Annotated in this window: 12 protein-coding genes; 5 read left to right on the forward strand and 7 right to left on the reverse strand. The window is 44.6% G+C overall.

The window, feature by feature from the left end:
• Window positions 1–144 precede the first annotated feature (144 nt).
• The 3 genes from ACE1CD_RS29380 (at window position 145) to ACE1CD_RS29390 (ending at window position 5,134) form a co-directional block, all read left to right on the forward strand.
• Window positions 145–4,416, forward strand: coding sequence for a PAS domain S-box protein (locus ACE1CD_RS29380; RefSeq protein WP_374827042.1), 4,272 nt, complete (start codon window positions 145–147; stop codon window positions 4,414–4,416).
• A 137-nt stretch (window positions 4,417–4,553) separates the two neighbouring features.
• Window positions 4,554–4,751, forward strand: coding sequence for a DNA-binding protein (locus ACE1CD_RS29385; protein WP_374799959.1), 198 nt, complete (start codon window positions 4,554–4,556; stop codon window positions 4,749–4,751).
• Complete coding sequence (locus ACE1CD_RS29390; protein ID WP_374799961.1) at window positions 4,751–5,134, forward strand: type II toxin-antitoxin system death-on-curing family toxin; 384 nt, start codon at window positions 4,751–4,753, stop codon at window positions 5,132–5,134. The genes ACE1CD_RS29385 and ACE1CD_RS29390 overlap by 1 nt, the downstream gene beginning before the upstream one ends.
• Before the next feature lie 23 nt (window positions 5,135–5,157).
• On the opposite strand, the gene ACE1CD_RS29395 is transcribed toward ACE1CD_RS29390, so the two are convergent.
• From ACE1CD_RS29395 to ACE1CD_RS29415, 5 genes are all read right to left on the reverse strand, one after another.
• On the reverse strand, window positions 5,158–6,645 hold the full coding sequence (locus ACE1CD_RS29395) for a diguanylate cyclase domain-containing protein (RefSeq protein WP_374799963.1): 1,488 nt from the start codon (window positions 6,643–6,645) through the stop codon (window positions 5,158–5,160).
• 171 nt (window positions 6,646–6,816) lie between these two features.
• Window positions 6,817–8,799 (reverse strand): adenylate/guanylate cyclase domain-containing protein, encoded by a 1,983-nt coding sequence (locus ACE1CD_RS29400; protein ID WP_374799965.1) that lies wholly within the window; start codon window positions 8,797–8,799, stop codon window positions 6,817–6,819.
• Window positions 8,796–15,656: a PAS domain S-box protein gene (locus tag ACE1CD_RS29405; protein WP_374827043.1), complete on the reverse strand. Its 6,861-nt coding sequence runs from the start codon at window positions 15,654–15,656 to the stop codon at window positions 8,796–8,798. Before ACE1CD_RS29405 ends, ACE1CD_RS29400 begins: the two co-directional genes overlap by 4 nt.
• Before the next feature lie 309 nt (window positions 15,657–15,965).
• Window positions 15,966–16,505 carry a ribosome maturation factor RimM gene (gene rimM / locus ACE1CD_RS29410; RefSeq protein ID WP_374827044.1) on the reverse strand — a complete coding sequence of 180 codons (540 nt, stop codon included), beginning with the start codon at window positions 16,503–16,505 and terminating at the stop codon, window positions 15,966–15,968.
• A 6-nt stretch (window positions 16,506–16,511) separates the two neighbouring features.
• Window positions 16,512–17,789: a valine--pyruvate transaminase gene (locus ACE1CD_RS29415; protein ID WP_374827045.1), complete on the reverse strand. Its 1,278-nt coding sequence runs from the start codon at window positions 17,787–17,789 to the stop codon at window positions 16,512–16,514.
• A 503-nt stretch (window positions 17,790–18,292) separates the two neighbouring features.
• Between ACE1CD_RS29415 and glgP the strand changes: the two genes are divergently transcribed.
• Window positions 18,293–20,506, forward strand: a complete 2,214-nt coding sequence (glgP, locus tag ACE1CD_RS29420; protein ID WP_374799977.1) for an alpha-glucan family phosphorylase — start codon at window positions 18,293–18,295, stop codon at window positions 20,504–20,506.
• Between the two features lie 532 nt (window positions 20,507–21,038).
• On the opposite strand, the gene ACE1CD_RS29425 is transcribed toward glgP, so the two are convergent.
• Window positions 21,039–21,599, reverse strand: a complete 561-nt coding sequence (locus ACE1CD_RS29425) for a Uma2 family endonuclease (protein WP_374827046.1) — start codon at window positions 21,597–21,599, stop codon at window positions 21,039–21,041.
• Window positions 21,600–21,873: 274 nt separating this feature from the next.
• Complete coding sequence (locus ACE1CD_RS29430; protein WP_374827047.1) at window positions 21,874–22,986, reverse strand: class I SAM-dependent methyltransferase; 1,113 nt, start codon at window positions 22,984–22,986, stop codon at window positions 21,874–21,876.
• 210 nt (window positions 22,987–23,196) lie between these two features.
• Here ACE1CD_RS29430 and ACE1CD_RS29435 point away from each other — a divergent pair, with 210 nt between their 5' ends.
• Complete coding sequence (locus ACE1CD_RS29435; protein ID WP_374799983.1) at window positions 23,197–23,895, forward strand: Uma2 family endonuclease; 699 nt, start codon at window positions 23,197–23,199, stop codon at window positions 23,893–23,895.
• Window positions 23,896–23,931 lie beyond the last annotated feature (36 nt).

The raw sequence follows: 23,931 nt of genomic DNA on the forward strand, positions 1-23,931 counted from the left end.
TGTATAATTTTTAACATATAAATATCTGAACAAAAGCCTTTCCTTGGCGAATTGTATAGGCAGACTCTCCAGTGTGAAGCTTTCGTCTGTGAGAGTACAGCGAAATACTAACCTTAGTAGAACTATGGCTGTTTTGAAAAAGATATGGGCAAACAGAGCGCAGAAATGCAGCAAAATCAAGCATACTGGCTTAATTCCTTGCTAAATGCCGTTTTCGAGCTTTGTATCGTAAAGGATGGCGAGGGCAGGTGGCTAATTGCCAATGAATCGGCACTGAAATTATTTGGGCTGGAAGGGTTAGACTACCGAGGGAAAACAGACGTTGAGCTAGCCGATCGCAGCCAATTATATCGCGAAATATTTTTTAACCATATCCAGCCATATGGAGGAGATACTTGGGAAGAAAGCATCCGCTATAGTTGGAAAGATATTGCCATCTCGGACGGTACAACTAAAACTTTTGAGGTAAAAAAAGTGCCTATTTGCAATCCTGATGGCAGTCCTGGGGCAATAGGTGTAGTTTGGCGCGATATTACGGAATGTGTAGGGGTGGCTAAAAAAACTCTCTCAATGGAGAAATACTGCTGCCATCTAGAGAAATCGGTAGGAAACGATGCCGGCGAATTCCTCAAAATCGATCGACAACTGGACATTGACCCAAGCGAACTTCAAAGATTAGAGAAAGAACTGTACAAGAGCGAGCAACGCTACAGTGCGATCGTTGAAGATAGCACCGAACAAATTGTGCGATTTACACCAGATGGAACTATTACTTTCGTCAACGAAGCTTACTGTCGCTACTTTGGTAAGCAGCACCAAGAGATAATCGGAACTCAGTTTATACAATTCCTTTTAAAGGAGGACAGAGAAGAATTCCAAAAGCAGATTGCTTCTCTAAACCGAGCCAATCCGGTGACAACGATCGCACACCGAAGCGCGAACTCAAACGGCGAAATATGTTGGCTGCAATGGAAATACAGAGCTATATTTGATGAACGAGATTGTCTGGTAGAATTTCAGTTTGTCGGACGGGATATTACCTTAAATGAAGGCGAAGAAAAGTACAAAATATTGTTTGATACATTCCCGCTGGGGATTTCGATAACAGATAAAACGGGAAATATAATAGAAGCTAATGCAGCATCTGAAAAAATTTTAGGATTATCAAAGACAGAACATAAACAGCGAAAATTTAATAGCGAAGCATGGCAGATTATTCGCCCGGATGGGATGCCAATGCCACCAGCCGAATTTGCCAGCGTGCGAGCGTTAACAGAAAATAAAAAAATTGAAAATGTAGAAATGGGGATTTTGAAAGAAGGTGGTGAGATTAGCTGGATTAGTGTAACAGCGGCTCCTATTCCTCTGAAAAATTACGGTGTTGCGATCGGCTACATTGATATAACCGATCGCAAGCAGATGGAAAAAGAGTTGCTCAAAAGTGAAGAGCGCTTTCGCAACTTAGTAAATAGTGCGCCTTTGTTGCTGTGGACGAGCAGCACAGATGGAAATTGTGACTTTTTGAATCAAAGTTGGCTGGACTTTACCGGACGCACTATGGAGTCAGAAATAGGCAATGGTTGGATGGAAGGCGTACATCCAGAAGATTTTCAACTTTGCTGGAATACGTACTTTTCCGCTCTTGCACTTCGCCAGAATTTTGAGATCGAGTACCGCCTCAGACGAGCGGATGGGGAATATCGGTGGATCTTAGATAAAGGCGTTCCCCGTTTCGATTCGGATGGCACTTTTATTGGTTATATCGGCTCGTGTGTTGATATTACTGCTACCAAACAGGCGCAAGAAGATTTGATTAAATCCGAACAAAAACTTTCGCTTCACATACAGCAAACTCCCCTAGCTGTAATTGAGTGGAACGTAAATTTTGAAATTGTGGAATGGAATCCAGCCGCCGAAGCAATTTTTGGTTACAGCAAAAGCGAAACGATCGGTTCTTCCGGCCATATCATTTTACCCGCAAGTGCAAAAGATCGGGTTAACTGCGAGATCGAGCAACTGCTTGTCAGTCGAGGAAGCATTCGCACCACCAAAGAGAATCTGACTAAAGATGGTAGAACGATCGTTTGCGAGTGGTACAGCACGCCGTTAATCGCTCCAGACGGCAATGTCATCGGTATTGCTTGCTTAGTTCAAGATATCACCGAGCGGGTGCGATCGGAAGAAGTGTTACGGGAGACGGAAGCGTTTCTTAACTTGATTGTGGAAAATATTCCCAACACGATCTTTGTCAAGGATGCTGAAAATTTGAAATTTGTGCGTCTTAACAAAGCCGGTGAGGAACTGCTCGGTTATTCCAGAGAAGAGCTGATCGGTAAAAGTGACTATGACTTTTTCCCACCAGAAGAAGTAGATTTCTTCCGAGCAAAAGATCTCCAATTATTGGCACAAAAGCAACTTGTGGATATTCCAGAGGAACGTATCCACACAAAAAACAAGGGGATCAGAATACTGCACACGAAGAAGTTAGCGATTCTCGACGAATCGGGAAAACCGCTGTATTTATTAGGTATTTCGGAAGACATTACCGATCGCAAGCAAGCACAAGCAGCATTGCGCGAAAGCGAACAGCGTTTATCTGCGATCGCTGCCAATATTCCAGGTTGCGTTTTTCGCTCCGTTTTGCAGGCGGACGGCAGGATGAATTTAGTTTTTATTAGTGCGGGAGTGTACGAACTTACGGGTTTGACAGCGGAGCAATTGTTAGAGCATCCAGAACTATTACGCCAACTCGTTCATCCGGACGATCGCACAAAATTTCAAGAGTCGATCGCAGCTTCAATAGAAAGCTTTCAGCCTTTATTTCAACAGTACCGGATCGTTACCCGATCGGGCCAACTAAAGTGGATTCAAGATAGCGTCCGCTTTTCTAGGGACAGCAATGGCGATGTGCTTGTGGATGGCATAATTCTGGACATCACCGAGCGAATGCAAGCACAAGAGGCGCTGCGGGAGTCGGAAGAGCGATTTCGGCAAATGACAGAGAACAGCAAGGAAGTTTTTTGGATATGCACAGCTGATGCTCGTCAGATTCTTTACATCAGTCCCGCTTACGAAAAAATATGGGGTCGCACCTGCCAAAGTTTGTACGAAGAGCCGCTCTCATGGATCGATGGTATCCATCCAGACGATCGAGAACTTGTAGTCAGACGTATCAACGAACGAATGAATGCCTGGGATGAGAGTCGGCACAGTTATGAGTTTCGCATTGTCCGTCCTGACGGTTCAATTTGCTGGATTAACGCTCGCTGTTTTGCCATTCGCGATCGTTCTGGACAAATTTACCGTTTAGCTGGTATTTCAGAAGATATCACCGAGCGCAAATTGGTAGAAGAAGCCATTCGACAGCAGGCGGATCGCGAGCGAGTAGTTGCGACTATAACTCAACGCATTCGCGGCACGCTCAATCTGGAGGAAATTCTCAATACTGCTGTTTTGGAAGTGCAGCAATTACTTTCGTGCGATCGAGTTGTTATCTATCGCATATGGCCGGAGGGAACGGGGAGCGTGGTGACAGAAGCAGTCGTTTCCCATTGTGAAGCGATTCTGGGCAGAACTTTTCCCGAAGAAGTCTTTCCCCAAAGTTACCATCAGCTGTACAAACGGGGAAGGGTATGCGCTATTGCAGATATAGAAAATAGCTATGTAGCAACTTGTTTGGCTGACTTTGTAAAAGAATTTGGAGTCAAAGCTAAACTGGTTGTGCCTTTGACTCATGGGGAAGAACTCTGGGGGCTTTTGATTGCCCATCAATGCACTTGTGTGCGTGAATGGCAACAGTTTGAAATCAATTTGTTGCAGCAATTGGCTACTCAGTTGGCGATCGCTATTCAACAAGCTTCCCTATTTGAAAAACTGGCAGCGGCAAACAAAGAGCTAAACCGTTTAGCTTGTTTGGATGGCTTAACTCAAGTGGCGAATCGTCGAGGCTTTGACGAATATCTGCATCGCGAGTGGCGTCGGCTTACCCGCGAGCAATTACCTTTGGCTTTGATTCTGTGCGATATTGATTTTTTCAAACAATACAACGATACCTACGGTCATCAAGCGGGAGATGATTGTTTGAAGCAGGTTGCTAACGCTATTAAGCAGGCTGTACGGCGTCCTGCGGATTTGGTGGCGCGGTACGGTGGCGAAGAATTTGCCGTGATTCTGCCAAATACTAAGGCTGAAGGGGCGCTTGTAGTGGCAGAAGAAATTCGCGATCGAGTGCGATCGCAACAAATTCCCCATGCTAATTCTGGAATCAGTCCCTATGTCACTATAAGTTTAGGTATTGCTGTCACGGTTCCGACGCTGCAAACTTCTCCCGAACGGCTGATTCATGTTGCCGATTTAGGGCTTTATGAGGCAAAATACCAAGGGCGCGATCGAGCTATCTTGAAAACTTGGCTCTAATACCGTGTCCGGTCGAATACCCTTAGTTAAAACTGACGCGGTGACGCAGGTAAATTTTTATTCATGTCTATTGAACGGACATGATAAGACTTGCCAATAGTGTATATTATTTTTAGCTCAGAAATAAGAATATCCCGATGAATAAGATCGCTATTACTATTTCCGATGACCGCTGGGCGAAGTTGCAAGAAGCGGCAAATCGCCTGGGAATTTCGCCGGAAGAATTGGTGTTGATGAGCGTAGAAGAATTACTGAATCGGCAAGAAACAGAATTTCAAAATGCGATGGAGTATGTGCTGAAGAAAAATGCTGAACTTTATCGGCGGTTGGCGTAATGCGGTATCTTACCATCCAGGAAGTAATTGAACTGCATCGTCGCATTATCGAACAGTCGGGTGGAGCAACAGGCATTTCCAATTTCGGTGGATTGGAGTCAGCTTTGGCTCAACCGCGCATGACCTTTGGCGGTGAGGATTTGTATCCGACAATTGTAGAAAAAGCTGCCGCTATGGGTTTTTCTTTAATTAAAAATCATCCTTTTGTAGATGGTAATAAAAGAATCGGTCATGCTGCGATAGAAGTATTTTTGGTTTTGAACGGTTTTGAGATTCAGGCGACAGTTGACGAGCAAGAACAAGTTATTTTGCGCGTCGCTTCTGGTGAGTTAGGGCGAGATGATTTTACTGATTGGTTGAGAGGCCATATTTTTGAGCGTTGACCCCTCCCCCTCCGCTCCTCAGATCAAAAGTTCCCTATCCATTTCAATACTATGCGATCGCGCCCTTGGTTTTTTGCCTCGTAAAGTGCCTTGTCTGCATTGGTAATTAAAGTTGTCGGCACATCATCCTCAGTGGGAATCGCGCTGGCAACTCCCAAACTGACGGTAACGCAGTTGTTTACTTGGGAGCAAGGGTGGGGTAATTGCAGTTGATGAACTCGATCGCGCATAGCCTGAGCCACTTTTAAAGCTCCTTGAGCCTCCGTGTTGGGCAAAATAGCGGCAAACTCTTCGCCTCCGTAGCGAGCGACCAAATCCGCCGGACGCTTGGCTGCAAGCCTTGCCGCTAGTGCGATCTGTCGCAGGCAATCATCGCCAGATTGATGTCCGTAGCGATCGTTATAAAATTTGAAATAATCTACATCTAATAATATTAAAGATAAAGGCTGTTTTTCCCGTAGCCCACGCTGCCATTCTTGAAATAAATATTCATCAAAACGACGTCGATTCGCCAGTTGAGTTAAGCCATCTAAGTTGGCAAGGCGTTCTAATTCCAAATTCGCTTGTACAAGAGCAGCTTGTGCTTTTTTGCGCTGAATCATCGACCCCAATTGGCTGGCAACTGCCTTGACAAGAGAGAGAGATCGATCGTCAGGTTTCATTTCCTGCTTTTGCAGAAACACCAAAACTGCTAGCACTTCTGACTCCAATACAATTGGAATTGCTAACGCACCTTTAATTTCCCTTGCTGCGGCGATTTCCGCAGGATGAAAAACCTGATGGTTATCGCACGAAATATTGGCAATCCATTCCCACTTTTGGGTTTGCCAAACCCTGACCAGCAAACCCTCATCGGGAGCAAAGCAAAACGTCTCGCTTTGGTGTTGAAATTTATCGAGATAGACATCGTTAACATACCAATAGCGACGACATTCAAGTGTAGTTGCTTCTGCATTAGGCATCCAAGCTTCCCCATAATCCCAGCCGAGCGTCTGACAAACGTTTGCCAAAATTACTTCTAATGCTTCTTCTACATCGGCAGCAGAGTTAATCGCTTGAGTTGTCGTCAATAAAAATTGCAACTGGGCATTTTGAGCTTGCAATTCTAACTGAAAATGACGCGAGCGCAATTGATTTTCAATCCGCGCCAAAACTTCGATCGGCTCAAATGGTTTTGTCACATAATCCACTCCACCCACCGTAAAAGCATTTACCTTATCTATGACTGCATCCATAGCGCTGATGAAAATTACGGGGATATCCCGCGTTCGCTCATCCTCTTTGAGATGCCGACAAACTTCGTAACCGTCCATTTCTGGCATTCTGATATCCAGAAGGATCAGATCGGGAGGACTTGAGAGTACGGATTTGAGAGCCAATTTGCCATTAGGAGCTACCCGCACTTTATAGCCTTGATTTGACAAAATTTGATTTAATAAAGTCAGATTTTCCGCTGTATCGTCTACAACTAAGATGTTCGCTTTGGACGGGAAAGACTGCCTCTGAGTCATAAGCTGCTTTAGTATTAATTTTTCTGAGGGTGCGTTAGGCACTTAGTCTTCACCAGTTTTACCTATAGTAAAATTTTTTGCACCGTAAATTATCGGTACAAAGGGGGATATGACGCTGAGTTAACTCAGCCTACTCTATAATTTTATCCCCATTGATAAATTGTTTGATGTTTATTTCCTGCCTGTCAGAAAATAAGTCGTCATCTCGCCCTTGCCTTTAATTTGTACCGTACCTCTTTCTTGAAAAAGAAATTTTGCTTTGAGACGATCGTAAACTGCTGCTGTAACCTGCGTTTCACCTGGGATGCTCGTTGACTCCATACGAGAAGCGACGTTGACGGTATCTCCCCACAGATCGTAGATGAATTTGGTTAAACCGATCACCCCGGCGACTACAGGACCAATATTAATACCGATACGCAGGCGTAAATTTTCGCGTGTTTCGGTATTAAATTTGACAATAACCGCGTGCATATCCAGTGCCATTTCCGCGATCGCCTCAACGCGATCGGCACCCGGAATTGGCACACCGCCGACTACCATATAAGCATCGCCAATAGTTTTAATCTTTTCCAAACCGTGTTGTTTGGATAATTGATCGAATTCGCTAAAAATCTGATTCAGGAGCTGTATAATCTCCGTAGGATTTTTTTGCGATGCCAAATTAGTAAAGCCTACTAAATCTGCAAATAAAACGCTCGCATCAGCAAAGCTATCTGCAATCACCTGCTGATTTTGTTGCAAGCGATCGGCAACAGGCTTTGGCAATATATTCAATAGTAGCTTTTCTGTTTTCTGCTCAGCTATTTTGCGGGCAGTGATATCCGAAACAGTCCCTTCGTAGTAAAGTAACTTTTCCTTAGAATCTCGCACCGCACGCGCATTTTCCGAAATCCAAATAATTTTGCCATCCTTCCGGTAAACTTGCGCCTCAAATCCAAGTACAGCATGATTTTTTTCCATCTCCGCCAAAAAATCGCGGCGGCGGTGAGGATCGACATAAAGCTGCTGTTCGATATTTTGCAAACAGGTCATCAACTCTTCCGCTGAATCATAGCCATAAATCCTTGCCAGCGCTAGATTAGCACTCAGATAACGTCCGTTTGGTGTAGTTTGATAAATACCCTCTACTGCATTTTCCACAATACTGCGATAGCGTTCTTGAGTAATTCGCAGGATTTCTTCAGTTTTTTTGCGATGAATTAGAGAACCTAACTGAGCCGCTACTGCGGTAACCAAATCGATTACTCGTGAATTTTTAGGGGTAAACTTTTTGTTGTAAAAAACAATAATTGCTAATACTTCATTTTCCAGCGATATGGGAACACCAAATGCAGATGTTAAGCCCGCATCACGCATTTGCGAATCCAGAAAAAATAAATTTTTGGCAAATGAAATATCTTCGCTCCACTGCGGTTGCTTGTCAGCCCAAATTTTGCCTTGAAATCCAACATTTGGAGCATAAGTAACCGTTAAACTTTGGTTCCTAAATTCTAAAAATTTCGGGTCATTACTGTACCAACCTTGGCTGCATTCTAAAACGCTTCTATTTTCACTGGGAATCCAAGCTTCTCCATAGTCCCATTGAATTGTTATGCAGACTAAATGCAAGACAGCTTGTAAAGCAGAGTGAATATCATTATGGCGATTAATTGCTTGAGTTGTTACCAGTAATAAACGAATTTCCAATTCTGTTTGTCGGCGTGCTTCCAGATGCTTTTGCAGTAGTTCATTCTGCTCTATCAGTTGCAATTGAAGTTCGCGAAGGCGAAGTTGATTTTCGATCCGAGCTAAAACTTCTGAAGGCTCAAATGGCTTGGTAATATAGTCAACTCCACCGACTCCGAAAGCTTTAACTTTATTGATGGCTTCGTCTAAAGCACTGATAAAAATAACTGGAATATCGCGAGTTTGCTCAGATTTTTTGAGATGTTGGCAAACTTCGTAACCATCCATTTCTGGCATATTGATATCGAGCAAAATCAAATCGGGGGGATTTGATTGAGAAGATTGTAGAGCTAGTTTGCCACTTGGGGAAACGCGCACTTTATATCCATGATTGGATAAAATTTGAGTTAATAACTTGATGTTTCCTGGAATATCGTCTACAACTAAAATATTTGCTTTAGGTGCAAGACCTTGGGTTGCGCTCATAAGCTATGTTCTGCCTGGATTAAACTAAGCAATTGCTCGAATTGATATTGGTTAGCTAAAGCAAGTAAATACTGAGCCAACATTTGATTGTCTAGGCGCAATTGTTCGATAATTATAGTTATTTGTTCCAAGTCTCCCTCAACGATCGCATGACGTAAAACAAGCAATAAATCACCAGGCAAAGTAGCGATATCTGCCGCAGATATTGCTAGTATTTCTGTGGCATCAGACCCGATCGCAGCAGTAGTCTCCTCATAAATAAAATCCACACCTAAATGTTTTTGAATAGCATCAAATATTTCGTGTTCTTGGAAAGGTTTGCGAATGAAATCATCGCAACCAGCCGCCAAAACAGCCGCTTTCTCTTCTGGTAAGGAACTGGCAGTAATGGCAATAATCGCAGTAGAACGACGATCGAGTGAGGATGAAGCAGCCACGGTAGAATTTAATTCATCGTTTAGCTTTGCGGCTTCAGCCTTTCTAATCTGTTTAGTTGCCTCGTACCCATCCATCTCTGGCATTCGCATATCCATCCAGATTAAGTGAGGTTGCCAGCGCGACCAAATTTGTAACGCTTCATAGCCATTATGAGCCGATTGTAGTTCAAAGCCAAGGGGATGGAGCAGCTTAATCAAAAGTTGGCGGTTATAGGTATTATCATCAACTATGAGCATTCGATAGAGGGGTTGATTGGGGGCAAGGGCAATCACACCACGACTTTGGGGTTGATTCTCAGTTGCGATCGCCTTGACAGTGCCGACTCGAATGTTAAACTTAAATGTTGTACCCACCCTTATATCATCGTTTATTTCGCAGCGATCGGCACCCGGACGGAAAGCTTTCCCGCCACTGATAACCGTTATTTCACCTCCCATCAAACACACAAATTGGTAGCTGATAGTCAACCCTAACCCGGTTCCTTCCTGCACTTTTTGGCCCGATGCCGTTTGCACGAATGGTTTGAATAACCTTTCAAATTCGTTGGGGGCAATTCCCTCGCCTGTATCTGAAACTTCAAAGTTAAGTGTTATATCAAATCCTCCATCATCGGCATCGTTCGTTTTTTCGCCTGTTCCTCTGCCGCCTTCAGCGCTAACTAATACTGACACGCTTCCTTGTCCGGTAAATTTAACAGCATTGCTCACCAAATTAATCAGCACTTGCCGCAATTTGAGTTCATCAGTGCGGATATATTGGGGAACATCGGCAGCACAGTTCAACTGTAATTCTAAATTTTTTTCTCTGGCTTTCCACGAAAAAATATCTTCCACATCATCCAACAAGCGGTAGAGGTCGAACTCATTTTCATTCAGCATTATGCGTCCGGCTTCAATCTTAGAAAGGTCTAATACTTGGTTGATTAAAGTCAGCAAATGTTCGCCGCTACGACTAATAATATTGAGATTTTCTTGTTGTTCTTCAGAGAGATTGGCGGCGCGGTTCATCAGTTTAGAAAAGCCGAGAATGGCGTTAAGGGGGGTTCGCAATTCGTGGCTCATATTGGCGAGGAAGGTACTTTTAGCGCGGTTAGCGGCTTCGGCTGCTTCTTTTGCCAATCGCAATTCTTCTTCTGCTTGCTTGAGAGCGGTAATATCTGTAGCAGCGCCGATGACTCCCTGCACCTGACCGTTTGCTTCGATAAACGGACTGATGATGATTTGATAGCAACGCAGTCCACCTTCAGGGGTTTTGATAGGTTGAGCCGGGATAATTTCGGTACGAAGGTTTGACATTACTTTGCGATTGATTGCCAGGAATTTTTCTAGTTCAAAATTCGGTTCTGAGAGTGACTTAAGAATATTGCTCCCCGCAGAATCATCAAATCGATCGCGTGCAAATTCATAATCGGTTTTACCCTTCATTTCTTCAATTGTTGAGCCGTACATTTGGGCAGCCCATCGGTTGACAATCAGGAAACGCAATTGCCGATCTTTGACAAAGATAGCACTGGGAACTACATCGATTACCTGATAGAGGAAAGCTCGCTGTGCTTCCAATTCTGCTTCGGCTTGTTTGCGAGCGGTGATATCGACTCCGATTCCCAGGACGCAAATATCATCTTTTCCGGGTAGGCGGATCGGAATTTTTTGCCACTGGAACCATTTTTCTTTAATAGTACAATTTTCAAATTTCTCTTCGCTAATAAACAATGGATCGCCCGTTTCGATGACGTATCGATTTTGTTGGAGAAAAATTTCCACAAGCTCTGAAGAAGCACAGAAGTCTGCATCTTTTTTACCGAGCAGTTCGGCTGGAGTTTTGTTATAGAAACAATTCGCACCAGCTTTATTAACCAGCAAAAACTTTCCTTCCCTATCTTTGACAAAGATGGTGTTCGGGTCGTTATCGATGACTGTTCGCAGAAACTCTTCTTGCTGCTTGATTTGTGCTTCGGCTTGTTTGCGATCGCTAATATCCTGCACCGCTCCCAGAATTTGCGTGGGTACACCATTCTCATCTCTAGAGAAGACAACTTCTCGCGTACAAAGCCAACGCCAATCGCCATTTTTGTGTCGGAATCGATATTCAGTGGTAAGAACTTGACTGTCATTAAGATTGAGGAAGCGAGTAGGTACTTCGTAGCACAGATCGCGATCGTCTGGATGAAAACAATTAACAAACCATTGCGGATCTGCTTGGTAAAATTCTTCTGGTGAGTAGCCTAAAATACTCGTACACTGTTGGTTCAAGTAGATACTCGTCATCTGTTTGACATCGAACAGGTACAAAATCTGCGGTGTTGCATTGGCAACCTTTTGCAGAAAATATTGGCTATCGCGTAATGCTTGTTCTATCTCTTTGCGATCGCTAATATCTAATATCACCCCATGCCAAACTTTAGAGCCATCTTCGCGGCATTCAGGTTGAGCTTGGACACGCAACCATCTTTGTTTTCCAGAAGGAGCAATATTGCGCCATTCCGAACTCAAAGAAATCATATTTTCGAGGGCGCGAACAACGGCTTGTTCATGCTTGGCTCGGTGATCCGGAGAAATTTGGTTTAATAGGGTATATTGATCCTCTAGAATCTGTTCTGGAGCGAGTTCAAACATTTCTTGGCAACCTTCGCTGATATATTCAAACTTCGCCGCACCATCCGGATAATATCCATACGAGTAAAGAGTTCCCGGTATGCTTGCCGTCAGGTGTTTGAGTCGAGCTTCGCTCAGCCGTCGCGCTTCTTCTATTCGCTTGCGATCGGTAATATCTCGTCCTACCGATTGCAATTCTACAAGCCGACCGTCGTCATCAAATATGCCTCGCTCGCTCCAGTGCGTCCAACGTACTTCTCCACGGACAATCACCCGATTTTCCATAGTGACGACGGGATTTTCCACGCTAATGAAATTGCGGAGAGAAGCTACATACTCGCGGTCTTCTTCGTGGATACTAGGTTCGTACCGATACCCAACTATTTCTGACCGCTTATGTCCGAAAAATCGACAGAAAGCTTCATTGGCAAAGATAAGGGTGCCATCTGGCAAAAACCGCACAATTATTTCTGTTTGATCTTCAATGATGGCAAGATAACGCGCTTCGCTTTGCCGTAGCGCTGCTTCTGCTTGTTTGCGATCGGTAATATCAATTGCCACACCGCCAACTACAATTTGTCCCGACGAATTGGGAATCGGAAACTTGTATACTAAAAAGTCGCCCATTGTGCCGTCCGGACGGGGTGCGGATTCGATCGCCTCAACTGGTTGATTGGTTTCTATTACTGTGCGAATATTTTTGATGTATTCCCGTCTCAACTCAGACGAATAGATGGTCATATCTGTTTTGCCAACGGCGTAGTTTGTCGGCAATTTGAACATCCGGGAATAAGCTTTGCTCAAGTAAAGAATTTGCCCATTTTCATCAGTAATCCAGGCCGCAGTAGGACTATTATCCATAAATGCCTGGAAGCGTGCTTCGCTTTCTCGTAATGCCGCTTCTGCTTGATAGCGTTCGGTGAGATCGCGAGAGCAGGCAAAGTTATATTCTTTACCGTTAAACTCCAAATAGTGGAGCGAGATTTCCATTGGGATAGTTGTACCGTCCTGCCGGCGATGTTGCGAGATAAAAGTCATTGTTTTTTTCTGTTTGAGGGCTTGCCAATGCTCTGGCCACATCTCCCTCGGAAAATTGGGATCGTTATCCCAGACGTGCGTTGATAGAAACTCTTCCCGGTTGTATCCCATTAGTTTGGACGATGCTTCGTTCGCCCGCAAAATCTTGCCGTGGCAATCGATCAAAGCCATGCTGAGAATCGAGCGTTCTATGCAAAAATCTGCCAGTTGCAACTGTTCTTCGATCTGCTTGCGCTCGGTGATATCCTCGAATAGATACAGCCGTCCGAAGTAGCGATCGCACTCATCGCGAATTTGGCTGGAAAAGCGGCGGATAGTCCTACCATCCTGAAAAACAATCTCGTCTTCAACAACATCTCGATTTGCCACATTTTGCAGTAGTTCGCACGATTCAGCAAATGCGGTCGCATCCTTAATTAAAAGCAGGCAGTCAGGAATCAGATCTTTGTTCTTCAGTTGACCGCGCTGCATTTGTGTTTCCAGATGTTCGATTCCCCAAATTTCGCAGAAGCGGCGGTTAAAGTAGAGAATACTATCGGTGCGGTTATCGACCACATAAAAAGCTAGCGGTGAAGCATTAGCCATTGAGCGCAGCAAAGTTTCTTTCCAGCGTAATTCCTCTTCAGCTTTTTTGCGATCGGTAATATCGGAAAACGAGGTTACAACTGCATAAGGAAGAGCTTCACCAGCTTTTCGCAGAGGTTGAGAATTAATTGAAATCCAGGTTAAGCGATCGTTTGGCTTGTGAATACCCATCACCACATTTGAGCAAGGTTTGCCAGTTCGCAGGGTTACCATTGCCGGATGTTCCTCACCAGGAAAAGGCGAACCGTCTTCGCGAATCGCTTGCCAACGGGAATCGATCGAACTCCGCCCCATCATTTGCTTGCGGGACAAGCCGAGAATTCTTTTGGCACTGGCGTTACAGGTGTGGATAACACCGCTCCTATCTTGCAAGACAATACCTTCTGCCATTGCTGTCACCACTGTGCGATAGCGTTCCTCGCTTTCCTGCAAGGCGGCTGTAAAACGTTTGCGTTCTGTAATATCTCGCACGATACAAACTATTTCATCCGCACAGCTTTTGACAATGCGTGCTTCGTAGCTGTGTATCCGGTCAGCTTTTTGGAGGTCATGCTCGTAGATTTGTAGGTTTCCGGTGGCAACTGCTGCTTGGAAACGTTCTAGTAGGTCGGCTTTGATTTGTTCGGGAATGGGTAAATCTTTTAAGTTTCCGCCTATGAGAGTTTCACGGGGTATAAGCATCGTGCTTTTGTCTCCCGCTACGTCTAGATAAGTGCCATCTATCCGTTGCCGAAACATCAAATCGGGCATAGCGCTCAAAAGTGCCTGCATTCTTTGTTCGCTTTGCCGCAATGCTGCTTCTGTTTGTTTGAGTTCGGTAATATCTGTGGAAATACCGCAGATGCCGTAGATGCTACCGTCTTCACTTTTCAAGGGAACTTTTACAGACAAATAGTAACGATATTCTCCGTTGTTAAGCTCGCCCACTTCTTCAAAACGATGGACAACACCGCTCTCAATCACCTTTCTATCATTTTGTCTGAGGGATGAAGCTGTCTGTTTTGAGAATAACTTGAAATCGTTGCTACCGATAATTTCGACTTCGGTCAAGCCAAATACTTCTGCGATTAAATGATTGATATATATATAGTTACTGTGCAAATCTTTGATGTAAATACAGGCACCAACGTTGTCTAAGATGGCTGATAGTTTGGCTTCGCTTTTCCGTAATTGGGCTTCTATTTGCTTGCGATCGAGAATTTGTTGTTCTAATTGGGCATTAGTTCGGGCTAGTTCCGCTGTGCGCTCTTGTACTTGGGCTTCCAGAATTCGGTTATAATTTGCGAGGATTTCTTCTGCTTGTTTGCGATCGGTAATATCGCGCACCATAATCAGCACTTCTCCTTCGCCAGCAGGGGAAATGCGGACTTCTTCGTCGCTAATTTTGCCGTATTTGACAACTTGATGCTCGTAAATCTGCAATGTCCCTGTTGCCAGCGCCCGCTCGATCGCTTGTAACTGGATTTGCAACAATTCCGGCGGCAGCAGTTCGGACAGGTGCTGTTGGATGGGAACGAAGGTTCCTGCTGACGAATCTTTGGGCGGCAAACAGCTACTGCAATAACCATCTGCCTTGACTCGCAGCATCAAATCTGGTATTGCTGCTAGGATAGCCCGGTTTCTGGCTTCGCTTTCTTGGACGGCAACTTCTGCTTGTTTGCGATCGTTAATTTCATTTTTCAATTCCTGATTCGCTTTTTCCAGTTGGGCGGTGCGTTCCCTGACTCGGATTTCTAACTCGTCGCGAACTTGGTTGAGGGTGGCTTCTGCTAGGAAGCGATCGGTTATTTCCCCCTCTAGTTTAAGGTTGAGAGCCTCCAGTTGTGCTGGCGAAGGTAAAGCGAGTGCCTTTGGCATCAAGTTCGCTACCTGTATCGCCGTGTACGCTGATACTGATGCGGTGATGGCTTTGATCGCACCACTCAACCAATAAGTTGGATGCCAAAGCGTCCAAATTTCCATCAGGTGAGTTGTACCGCAAGCGACGATAAATGCCCCAAACAGCAGAAATACCCAATTGAAGGGCAAATCTTGCCGTTTGCGAACAAAATAAAGCAGGGCAATGGGAATTGAATAATAAGCTAGGGCAATTGCTAAGTCTGATGCGATATGGAGTCCCACTAATCCAGGCTTCCACAGGTAGCAATGACCGTGCGGGATAAATCCTCTACCAGCAAAAATATTTCCCCAGAACTCTAACATAATTAAGATTTACTTTAGTTTTGTGCGATATTGGTTGTCGATCGAACAGGCAATTAATTACCAATTTATCCCAACTGCCCGCGTTGCCTGATTCACACAGCCTAGCAGCAATCTCTTTTATGTCGTATTACGCACCAAAATGCCAGAAAACGGGTTTATTTGTCGATATATAGTTGATAAACCCACGGTTTTTCCTAGCAACCCGGTTTCTTTACGTCGGTACGCGATCCCAATTCCGGTAAATGCCCCACATAATTGTAGAGACGTTTCATGAAACGTCTCTACAGTAGGTCAAGATAAGGGCGATCGTTAAATTTCCAACAAACCGGGCGGCGGCGTAATTTCAATTCGTTTATTTTCCAGGTCTACCACAGGTACGATCGCTTTCACAAACGGAATCAAAATTTGTTTGTTATTCTTCTCGTTCGCCGATTTAACCATCAACAAATCGTGACCTGCTGTAGTAATATCTTCTACAACGCCAACCTTTTCACTTGTTAATTGGTTAAATACTTCCAAGCCAATTAAGTCCAAAACGTGAAATTCGTCTGCTTCTAAGTTTGGTCGATCGCTTGCTTTTACCATCAACTTGCAGCCGCGCAACTCTTCGGCTTGCGTGCGATCGTTGATGTCGGCGAATTTTACCACATATATGCCCTTGTTGGGAATATACCGACCCGATAATAATTTGATCGGTTCCGGTTCTGTGGCGTGCGATCGCAATAACCAACGCTGTCCTCGTTTCTCAAACCTTTCCGGAAAATCCGAGTCCGGATAAACGCGCACCTCGCCGTTTAAACCTTGCGCGGCAACAATTTCACCTATTTCTACCCATTCAGAACTATTCATCAGAAATTAAGCACTCACAACTGAATATACTTCCTGCACCACCTTTGCCAAACGCTGCATCCCAACTTGAATATCCTCATCGGTAGCAGTCAGACTGATGCGAATACACTCATTTTTATGTTGCCAATCTTCGCGCAAACCTGGGAAGAAAGAACTACCCGGTACAACAATTACACCCACCTTTTTCAAATGTTGATATAATTCCCAGTCGGTCATCGGTAAATTTTCTAACCACAACCACGCAAAAATCGCTCCTTCACCGCGATGCAGAAACCAGGGCAAATCTTTAGGCATTGCTTGCTCTAGTGTATTTTCTACTACATCAAATTTTTTCTGGTAGTAGGGGCGAATAACTGTTTCGGAGATGTTGGCGAGCATTCCAGAGGCGATCGCACGGGTGGCGATCGCTTGTCCGTACCGAGATGAATGGATACACATATTCGTCTGGAACGACTCCAGTACTTCGATAGCGCTTTCGGAACCGATCGCAATTCCAATCCGTTCTCCCGGTAAGCCAGCCTTGGATAAACTCATACAGTGGACAATATTATCTCCAAATATCGGCGTCATCTCCGTAAAGTTCAACGCCGGGAAGGGAGGCCCATACGCAGAATCAATTAATACAGGTACATCGTAGTTTGCCGCCAAATCTGCGATTTTGCGTACTTCTTCATCGGTGAGGACATTGCCCGTAGGATTGCAGGGACGCGAGAATAAAACGCAACCCGTACTTTCATTAACTTCCAGTTGTGAGAAGTCGGGGCGGTATTTGAAGCGATGGGCAGCCGCATCGATATCCAGTTTTGGTTTATATGCTAATAACGCCTGCGGCACTAAAGTCACACCGCCGTAACCCGTGTAATCTGGACTCAGGGGCAGAACGATTTGCTTTAATTCTCCAGTTGTGGTATATCCGCCAAAAGCATTCGCGGCGTAGAAGTAGAGACTTTGACTGCCAGGGGTAATCAGGATGTTGCGATTGGTGAGATTTAACCCATAGCGACGATTGAAATCGGTAGCTACTGCCTCAATTAGCGGTTCGTAACCCTGAGAATCGCCGTAGCGACAAACAACTTTACCGTATTCTGAACTATCCAGCAATTCTTTGGTGCAATCCCGCCATAGTTGTTCGACTTCCGGCAAAATGACGGGATTTCCAGGACTGAGATTGATGAATTCCTGCCCAGCGCCTGCTTGTAAAGTTTCTTTGATATCTTTCATAATTGCCCGCACGCCGGTGAGGTGGGACATTCGATCGCCAAATTGAGTCAGGGCAGGGTTCATAGGAGTGGGGGAGTGGGGGAGTGGGGGAGTGGGGGAGTGGGGGAGTGGGAGAGCAGAGTAATTTGTTAACTCAAAACTCAACACTTACCCATTTTTCAGCCTCTTTTATCGATGCTAATCGATTAATTTGGCAAAGTACATATAGACGAGAAAACGGGTTGCTTGCGGATCTCTAAACGTGAAATGCTCGATTTTTCGTAAAGAAACGCGGTTTCTCAAGTCTCTCACTGGTAGGCAAAAGTTTACAAAGCGATAAACTTTTTTAAGATTGGCTCGCTCGAAATTGACTCAAAACAATATCCTAAAGGGTGTAAAAAGTAACATTACCTTGCTTTGAAATCTTATAATGCTATATTTCAGCGAGATGCGCGAAACATCCAACTAGCGGATAAGTTCATCCAGTCGCTCTGATTCTTGAAGAGCTTTCAACACAAGAAGACGACTCGATGATATTGGTTTAATGAGCCAGTCCGACGCGCAGGAAAATCAAGAAAAGGTTAATTATGGCGAATGTCAGTTCTACGAACCCGATCGAAAAGCTACGCGAGAAGTTGCCGTTTCCTCTAAAGCGATTGGCAGACATTGCCTATAACTACTGGTGGAGTTGGACGGGCGATCGCTTATCTTTGTTTCGCAACATCGATCCCCAAAAGTGGCACGAGTCCAAACATAACCCAGTTGCCGTGCTACAATCTACAAGCTACGTGCGACTGACCCAACTGGCAAACGACCCGGTTTACATCAAGCGGGTGAAAGCACTTGCCGAACAGTTCGATCGCTACATGACGGAAACCGATACTTGGGCGAATCGCGTTGCACCGAAAATTACCTACAAAAACCCGGTTGCCTACTTCTGCGCCGAATTCGGCATCCACGAATCTTTGCCCATCTATTCCGGCGGTTTGGGAATTTTAGCAGGAGATCACCTCAAGTCTGCCTCGGATTTAGGCGTGCCTTTAGTTGGTGTGGGATTGCTGTACCGTCAAGGTTACTTCCATCAAACCTTAAACCGTCAGGGATGGCAAGAGGAACACTACGACGATAATTCGTTTGAGGAAATGCCGATCGAGCTGCTCAAAGACGATCGCGGCGCACCGATAACAATTAGTTTAGAAATTCGGCAACGCACTGTCAAAGTGCAAGTTTGGCTGGCACGCATAGGTCGGGTTAAACTTTACTTACTGGATACCGATCGCGCTGACAACGACCCGATCGATCGTTGGTTGACCGGACACCTCTACGGCGGTAACCAAGACACCCGCATCGCCCAAGAAGTCGTACTCGGTATTGGTGGCGTCAAAGCTTTAACCGCAGTGGGAATCAAACCTTCCGTTTATCATATGAACGAAGGACACGCCGCTTTCTGCACATTGGAAATTGCGCGAGAAGAAATTCAACGCACGGGTAAATCTTTCTACGATGTGGAAGGGTCGGTGCGCTCCTCTTGTGTTTTCACCACCCACACTCCCGTTCCCGCCGGACACGATGCTTTTTCTCCCGACTTGATGGACTCCTACTTCGCCCATTATTGGCCGCAATTAGGTTTAGAACGGGATCAGTTCCTCGCATTGGGAGCTCGTCGTTTGGGAGATCCTTGGGAACCTTTCGGGATGACGGTTTTGGCGTTGCGGATGTGTCGCGCCGCTAACGGGGTAAGCAAACTGCACGGCGAAGTTTCCCGCAAAATGTGGAATATCCTCTATCCTGACAAATCGGAAGACAAAGTGCCGATCGGTCACATTACCAACGGCGTTCACGCACGCACTTGGACAGCTCCCTTAATGGCAGATTTGTTTTGCGAGTATTTGGGAGAAGATTGGTCAACTCGCGCCGCTGATGCCAAGATGTGGGCGAAGGTAGACGAAATTCCCGATGCAGAGATTTGGTGGCGACACCAAACTCTCAAAGAACGATTGATCGCCCATACCCGTTCTCGCATTAAAGCATCGCGAGTACGGCGAGAGGAAGATCCGGATTTTATCGAGATTGCAGATTCTCTGTTAGATCCGAATGTTTTGACAATTGGTTTTGCGCGACGTTTCAGTCTCTACAAACGCGGTTATCTGCTATTGCTAGATCCGGAACGTGCTTTGAAGATTTTTGGCAATCCGAAACGTCCGGTGCAAATTATCTTCGCTGGCAAATCTCACCCAGCAGACGAACAAGGTAAGCGGGTTATTCAACGATTGATGGAGTGGTGCAAGCATCCGGCAATTCGCGATCGCGTCGCCTTTATCGAAAATTACGATATCTACACCGCACAGAAACTTGTGCAAGGTGTGGATGTCTGGTTGAATAATCCCCGCCGTCCTTTGGAAGCTTCCGGTACTAGCGGTCAAAAAGTCTGCTTTAATGGCGGTATTAATTGCAGCGTTTTAGATGGTTGGTGGTGCGAAGGTTATATTGCCGATACTAACGGTAAAGGTACAAACGGTTGGGCAATTGGCGAAGATGCACACACCAGCGATCAAGAGTTGCAAGATCGCATCGATTCGGAATCTCTTTATCGTTTATTAGAAGAGGAAATTGTGCCTCTCTATTACAACCAAGATAAAGATGGGATTCCGCACGGTTGGGTGAAGATGATGAAGGAGTCGATTAAGACAAATTCGCCTGCTTTCAATACCGATCGCATGATTGCAGATTACGTAACACAAATCTACGCTCCCCAAAGTGCGGCCAAACTCGAACCAATTTTAGCCAGCGCCACGGCGTAATTTGTCGTAAATTCCTGTAATTGTAGGGTGCGTTAGCGACAGCGTAACGCACCATCACAAATACAGCACTTTGTAAAGTAAATAATATCATATCCGGTAAGATCGGTTCCCTGAAAAAATCCCTTCCTTATCTGCGTTCATCTGCGTTCATCTGTCTTCATCTGCGGTAAAAATTTTACCCATAATTCCCACAGATAATCTTTCGCATTATATCATGTCCGTTTGCATCGGTAGCGTCAAAAAGCAAGCGCTCACATCTGTGTTCATCTGTGTTTATCAGTGTTCATTTGTGGTGAAAATTTAATCAATGATTCGGCGCAAACAATTCTCAACATTATTCTTACACTACCGATACTATCGATGCAACAGGACTTGATAAGCTGTGGTGCTAGATAGTTTTAATAATTGCAAGAATGTGAAACTCTTGTGGGGTGGGCATCTTGCCCGCCCCATTTATACAGCTTAGATGCGTTGCAGCTTATAAGTCCTGTTTCAGTGCGTTATACTTCATTAACGCACCCTACAAAATAACTTAACCAAAACTCAACCAGCTAAAAACTGTTTCTACAGTTAATTGTAACTCAATTCCATCAATAATTGGCAACCGATCTGCACCTTTGTACAATTCCACTTTTTGCCCCGCGAATACCGCCAAAATACTTTCTTCGTCAGGATAAATTAACCACCCCAATTCCGTCCCATTTCGCGAACAATACAGTAGTTTCTCAAGCACCTTGGTTTGGCTTTGTTCGGGAGAAACAATTTCGATCGCCCAGTCTGGATGAATTTCAAAGCGGTTAGCTATTCTACCAGATGGCAGAAAGGGAATTCTTGCCCATCGAAAGACTGCTATATCTGGGACGATGGATTGACCGCCAAAAGTACAGCGCAACTCTGGAAAAGCTTTGGCAATTTTCTGAGGTTTGGCTACTTGATTGATAGCTTCACAGAGATCGATCTGAATTGTGCTATGTTCACCTTGAGGCATAGGTTTTTGAATTATTTCTCCATTGATAAATTCCGAGGCAGGTTCAGTTTCTGGGAGTTTCAAGAACTGCTCTAACGTCAATTTAGGTTTAATGGCTGTAGTCATAAGTCATTCGATTTTGGATTTTGGATTTTGGATTTTGGGATTTTGGATTTACCCTACGGATAAATCCGGGGGCTGGAAACAAGGAAAATTTTTCTTTCTCTCCACGACTTAAATCGGGGCCTTGTATCTATCTTCGATATTGGTCAGTTTTCTTGTAACAAAAAATTTAAACTGGATAGTCTAATTATATGCGATCGCACAGATTTTGAAAAATCAATTTTCTCATAAACGGTGGGCAATGCCCACCCTACAAATTGTACCCAGGAGACTTTACTTACCTCCGTTTCAACAAGATCCAACGTAACTCCATTGGCGGATTTTGTTGAATCGGAAATAAATCGCGACCCGTCGCCCAACTGAGAAACCAACCTGTGGGAGGCCATGCTTCTTTAGGCAGATGATTTTGTTCGTATTCTACTACCGATTCATCGGATATCACTTCTAATGGCAAATCTTCCATTGCCGAATTCAGTTCATCTCGCGTGATGATATAACACCAAGATATATCGGACATTTCCCGCGCAAAGTTATCGGGTTGGTAATTATCTGCTGCTAGGAAAGCGCTGAATAAAAGCAACCCTCCGCTTTGCAAGCAATCGCACATTTTAGCGAGGAACAAGCGCACTTGGTCGCTGTAGCGGAAGTGTGAGAGAACTTCGCAAGCGATCGCCAATTTATAATTAGCTACCCTCATTCGCAATAGCGGGTCTAAAATATCCCCTTGAATCACTTTGATGGGCAAATTTTCGGCTTTTACCGCCTCGGTTAATTTTTCTGCAAAAATGGGCGTGAGTTCGATCGCATCCACACTATATCCCAATTTTGCCAAAGGTAAACAATTGCGACCCGTTCCCGCACCTACATCCAAAACAGTCACATTTTCTGGTTTGCCTAATTGGGAAACAACTGCCATCACTTTCGCATCCGGATGACTGCCAAATAAAGGTTCCGGTCTAGTTTGCGGCCAAGTTTGATATTTCTCCGCCAGCGATTCTACATGAACTTTTGTGTTAATCGTAATTCCAGCAGCTAAACCTTTATTTGCTTCTGCTAGTTGGTAGCTGACAATTAACCGCGCATGGGATGAAAGGCGAAATCCCTCTGATATACCTTTTTCGATTAACTGACGTAAGTTTTCAATATGTTCTGGCGTCAGATTTTGCCCTAAAAGCTTTAGCAAACCTACAAGGGTCTGCAAATATTCTTGCACCATAGATGGCACGCAAGGAAAGAGAAATTCTCCGTGAACGCTAGTCATAGTTTTCAGCTTTGTTGCCAAGGCGATTTTTAAAGTTTGGGCATCGGTTATTAATTCCTTATTATTCGTTGAATCGCTGACTGACGAGGTTTGCGGAGATTGTGCGACTGGGAGGTTATCGGCAGGCATATTGATAAGTCTGCTTAAGAGGACTGGAGACAGACATTTAGTTTACTGTATCGGCTCTGGGAACTTAAATATTGACAAAATGCAAAACAAATGATAAATCAGAGCATAACATCTCGATCGCCCGACAAATTAGACAATAGTTATTTTATAATACAAATAGTTCGGAAAAAATGGATTGACAAAACAAAGAGCTTTATTTACATTTGTGCTATGTTAAAGTACGAGTTTCCACGATATTGGCCTTCTCCTGAAGAGTTACCGGACTCGGACGATACACCTGTGGATAACGAACTGCAAGATTTAATTCCCAGCTTGCTCAAAGCGACACTGGCAATGCTGTGGTCGGAACGAACAGATTGGTTTTTTGGCATTGATATGGGAGTATATTATCACGGGGAAAAACCTCCGTTTGTACCGGATGGATTTTTGAGTTTGGGAGTAGAAAGAGTTATAGATGAAGATTTACGCCTCAGTTATGCAATTTGGGAAGAAGAGCGAGTTCCTATTCTAATGTTAGAAGTAGTTTCCCAAACTCATCGGGGAGAATACAGCACCAAAATGCAAGATTATGCTAATTTGGGTGCATTATTCTACGTTATTTATAATCCCTTGCGCCGTAAAAAGCAGCGTTTGGAAGTGCATCGCTTGGTTAATAACAAATACGAATTGCAGTCAGGAAATCCAATTTTGCTAGCAGAAATAGGTTTGGGAATTGGTTGTGAAAGAGGAACATATCAGGGAATAACGCGAGAGTGGCTTTATTGGTATGACGAACAAGGACAGCGCCTATTAACGCCGGAGGAACTGGCCTTGTCAGAACAACAGCGGCGTCAGCAAGCAGAACAACGGGCTTCGTTGTTGGCAGAAAGATTGCGTAGTCTTGGCATAGACCCCGATACCATTGCTTGATGATATTTCAGCGATCGCTGGGAATAGACCCGGAAA

It is taken from the genome of Aerosakkonema sp. BLCC-F183, assembly GCF_041929145.1.
Lineage (GTDB): Bacteria > Cyanobacteriota > Cyanobacteriia > Cyanobacteriales > Aerosakkonemataceae > Aerosakkonema.

Excerpts from the sequence above, each read along its gene's own strand:
- glgP (WP_374799977.1), top strand. The coding sequence starts at position 18,293 with ATGGCGAATGTCAGTTCTACGAACCCGATCGAAAAGCTACGCGAGAAG.
- ACE1CD_RS29435 (WP_374799983.1), top strand. The coding sequence starts at position 23,197 with ATGTTAAAGTACGAGTTTCCACGATATTGGCCTTCTCCTGAAGAGTTA.
- ACE1CD_RS29395 (WP_374799963.1), bottom strand. The coding sequence starts at position 6,645 with ATGACTCAGAGGCAGTCTTTCCCGTCCAAAGCGAACATCTTAGTTGTA.
- rimM (WP_374827044.1), bottom strand. The coding sequence starts at position 16,505 with ATGAATAGTTCTGAATGGGTAGAAATAGGTGAAATTGTTGCCGCGCAA.
- ACE1CD_RS29430 (WP_374827047.1), bottom strand. The coding sequence starts at position 22,986 with ATGCCTGCCGATAACCTCCCAGTCGCACAATCTCCGCAAACCTCGTCA.
- ACE1CD_RS29425 (WP_374827046.1), bottom strand. The coding sequence starts at position 21,599 with ATGACTACAGCCATTAAACCTAAATTGACGTTAGAGCAGTTCTTGAAA.
- ACE1CD_RS29405 (WP_374827043.1), bottom strand. The coding sequence starts at position 15,656 with ATGTTAGAGTTCTGGGGAAATATTTTTGCTGGTAGAGGATTTATCCCG.
- ACE1CD_RS29380 (WP_374827042.1), top strand. The coding sequence starts at position 145 with ATGGGCAAACAGAGCGCAGAAATGCAGCAAAATCAAGCATACTGGCTT.
- ACE1CD_RS29390 (WP_374799961.1), top strand. The coding sequence starts at position 4,751 with ATGCGGTATCTTACCATCCAGGAAGTAATTGAACTGCATCGTCGCATT.
- ACE1CD_RS29415 (WP_374827045.1), bottom strand. The coding sequence starts at position 17,789 with ATGAACCCTGCCCTGACTCAATTTGGCGATCGAATGTCCCACCTCACC.
- ACE1CD_RS29385 (WP_374799959.1), top strand. The coding sequence starts at position 4,554 with ATGAATAAGATCGCTATTACTATTTCCGATGACCGCTGGGCGAAGTTG.
- ACE1CD_RS29400 (WP_374799965.1), bottom strand. The coding sequence starts at position 8,799 with ATGAGCGCAACCCAAGGTCTTGCACCTAAAGCAAATATTTTAGTTGTA.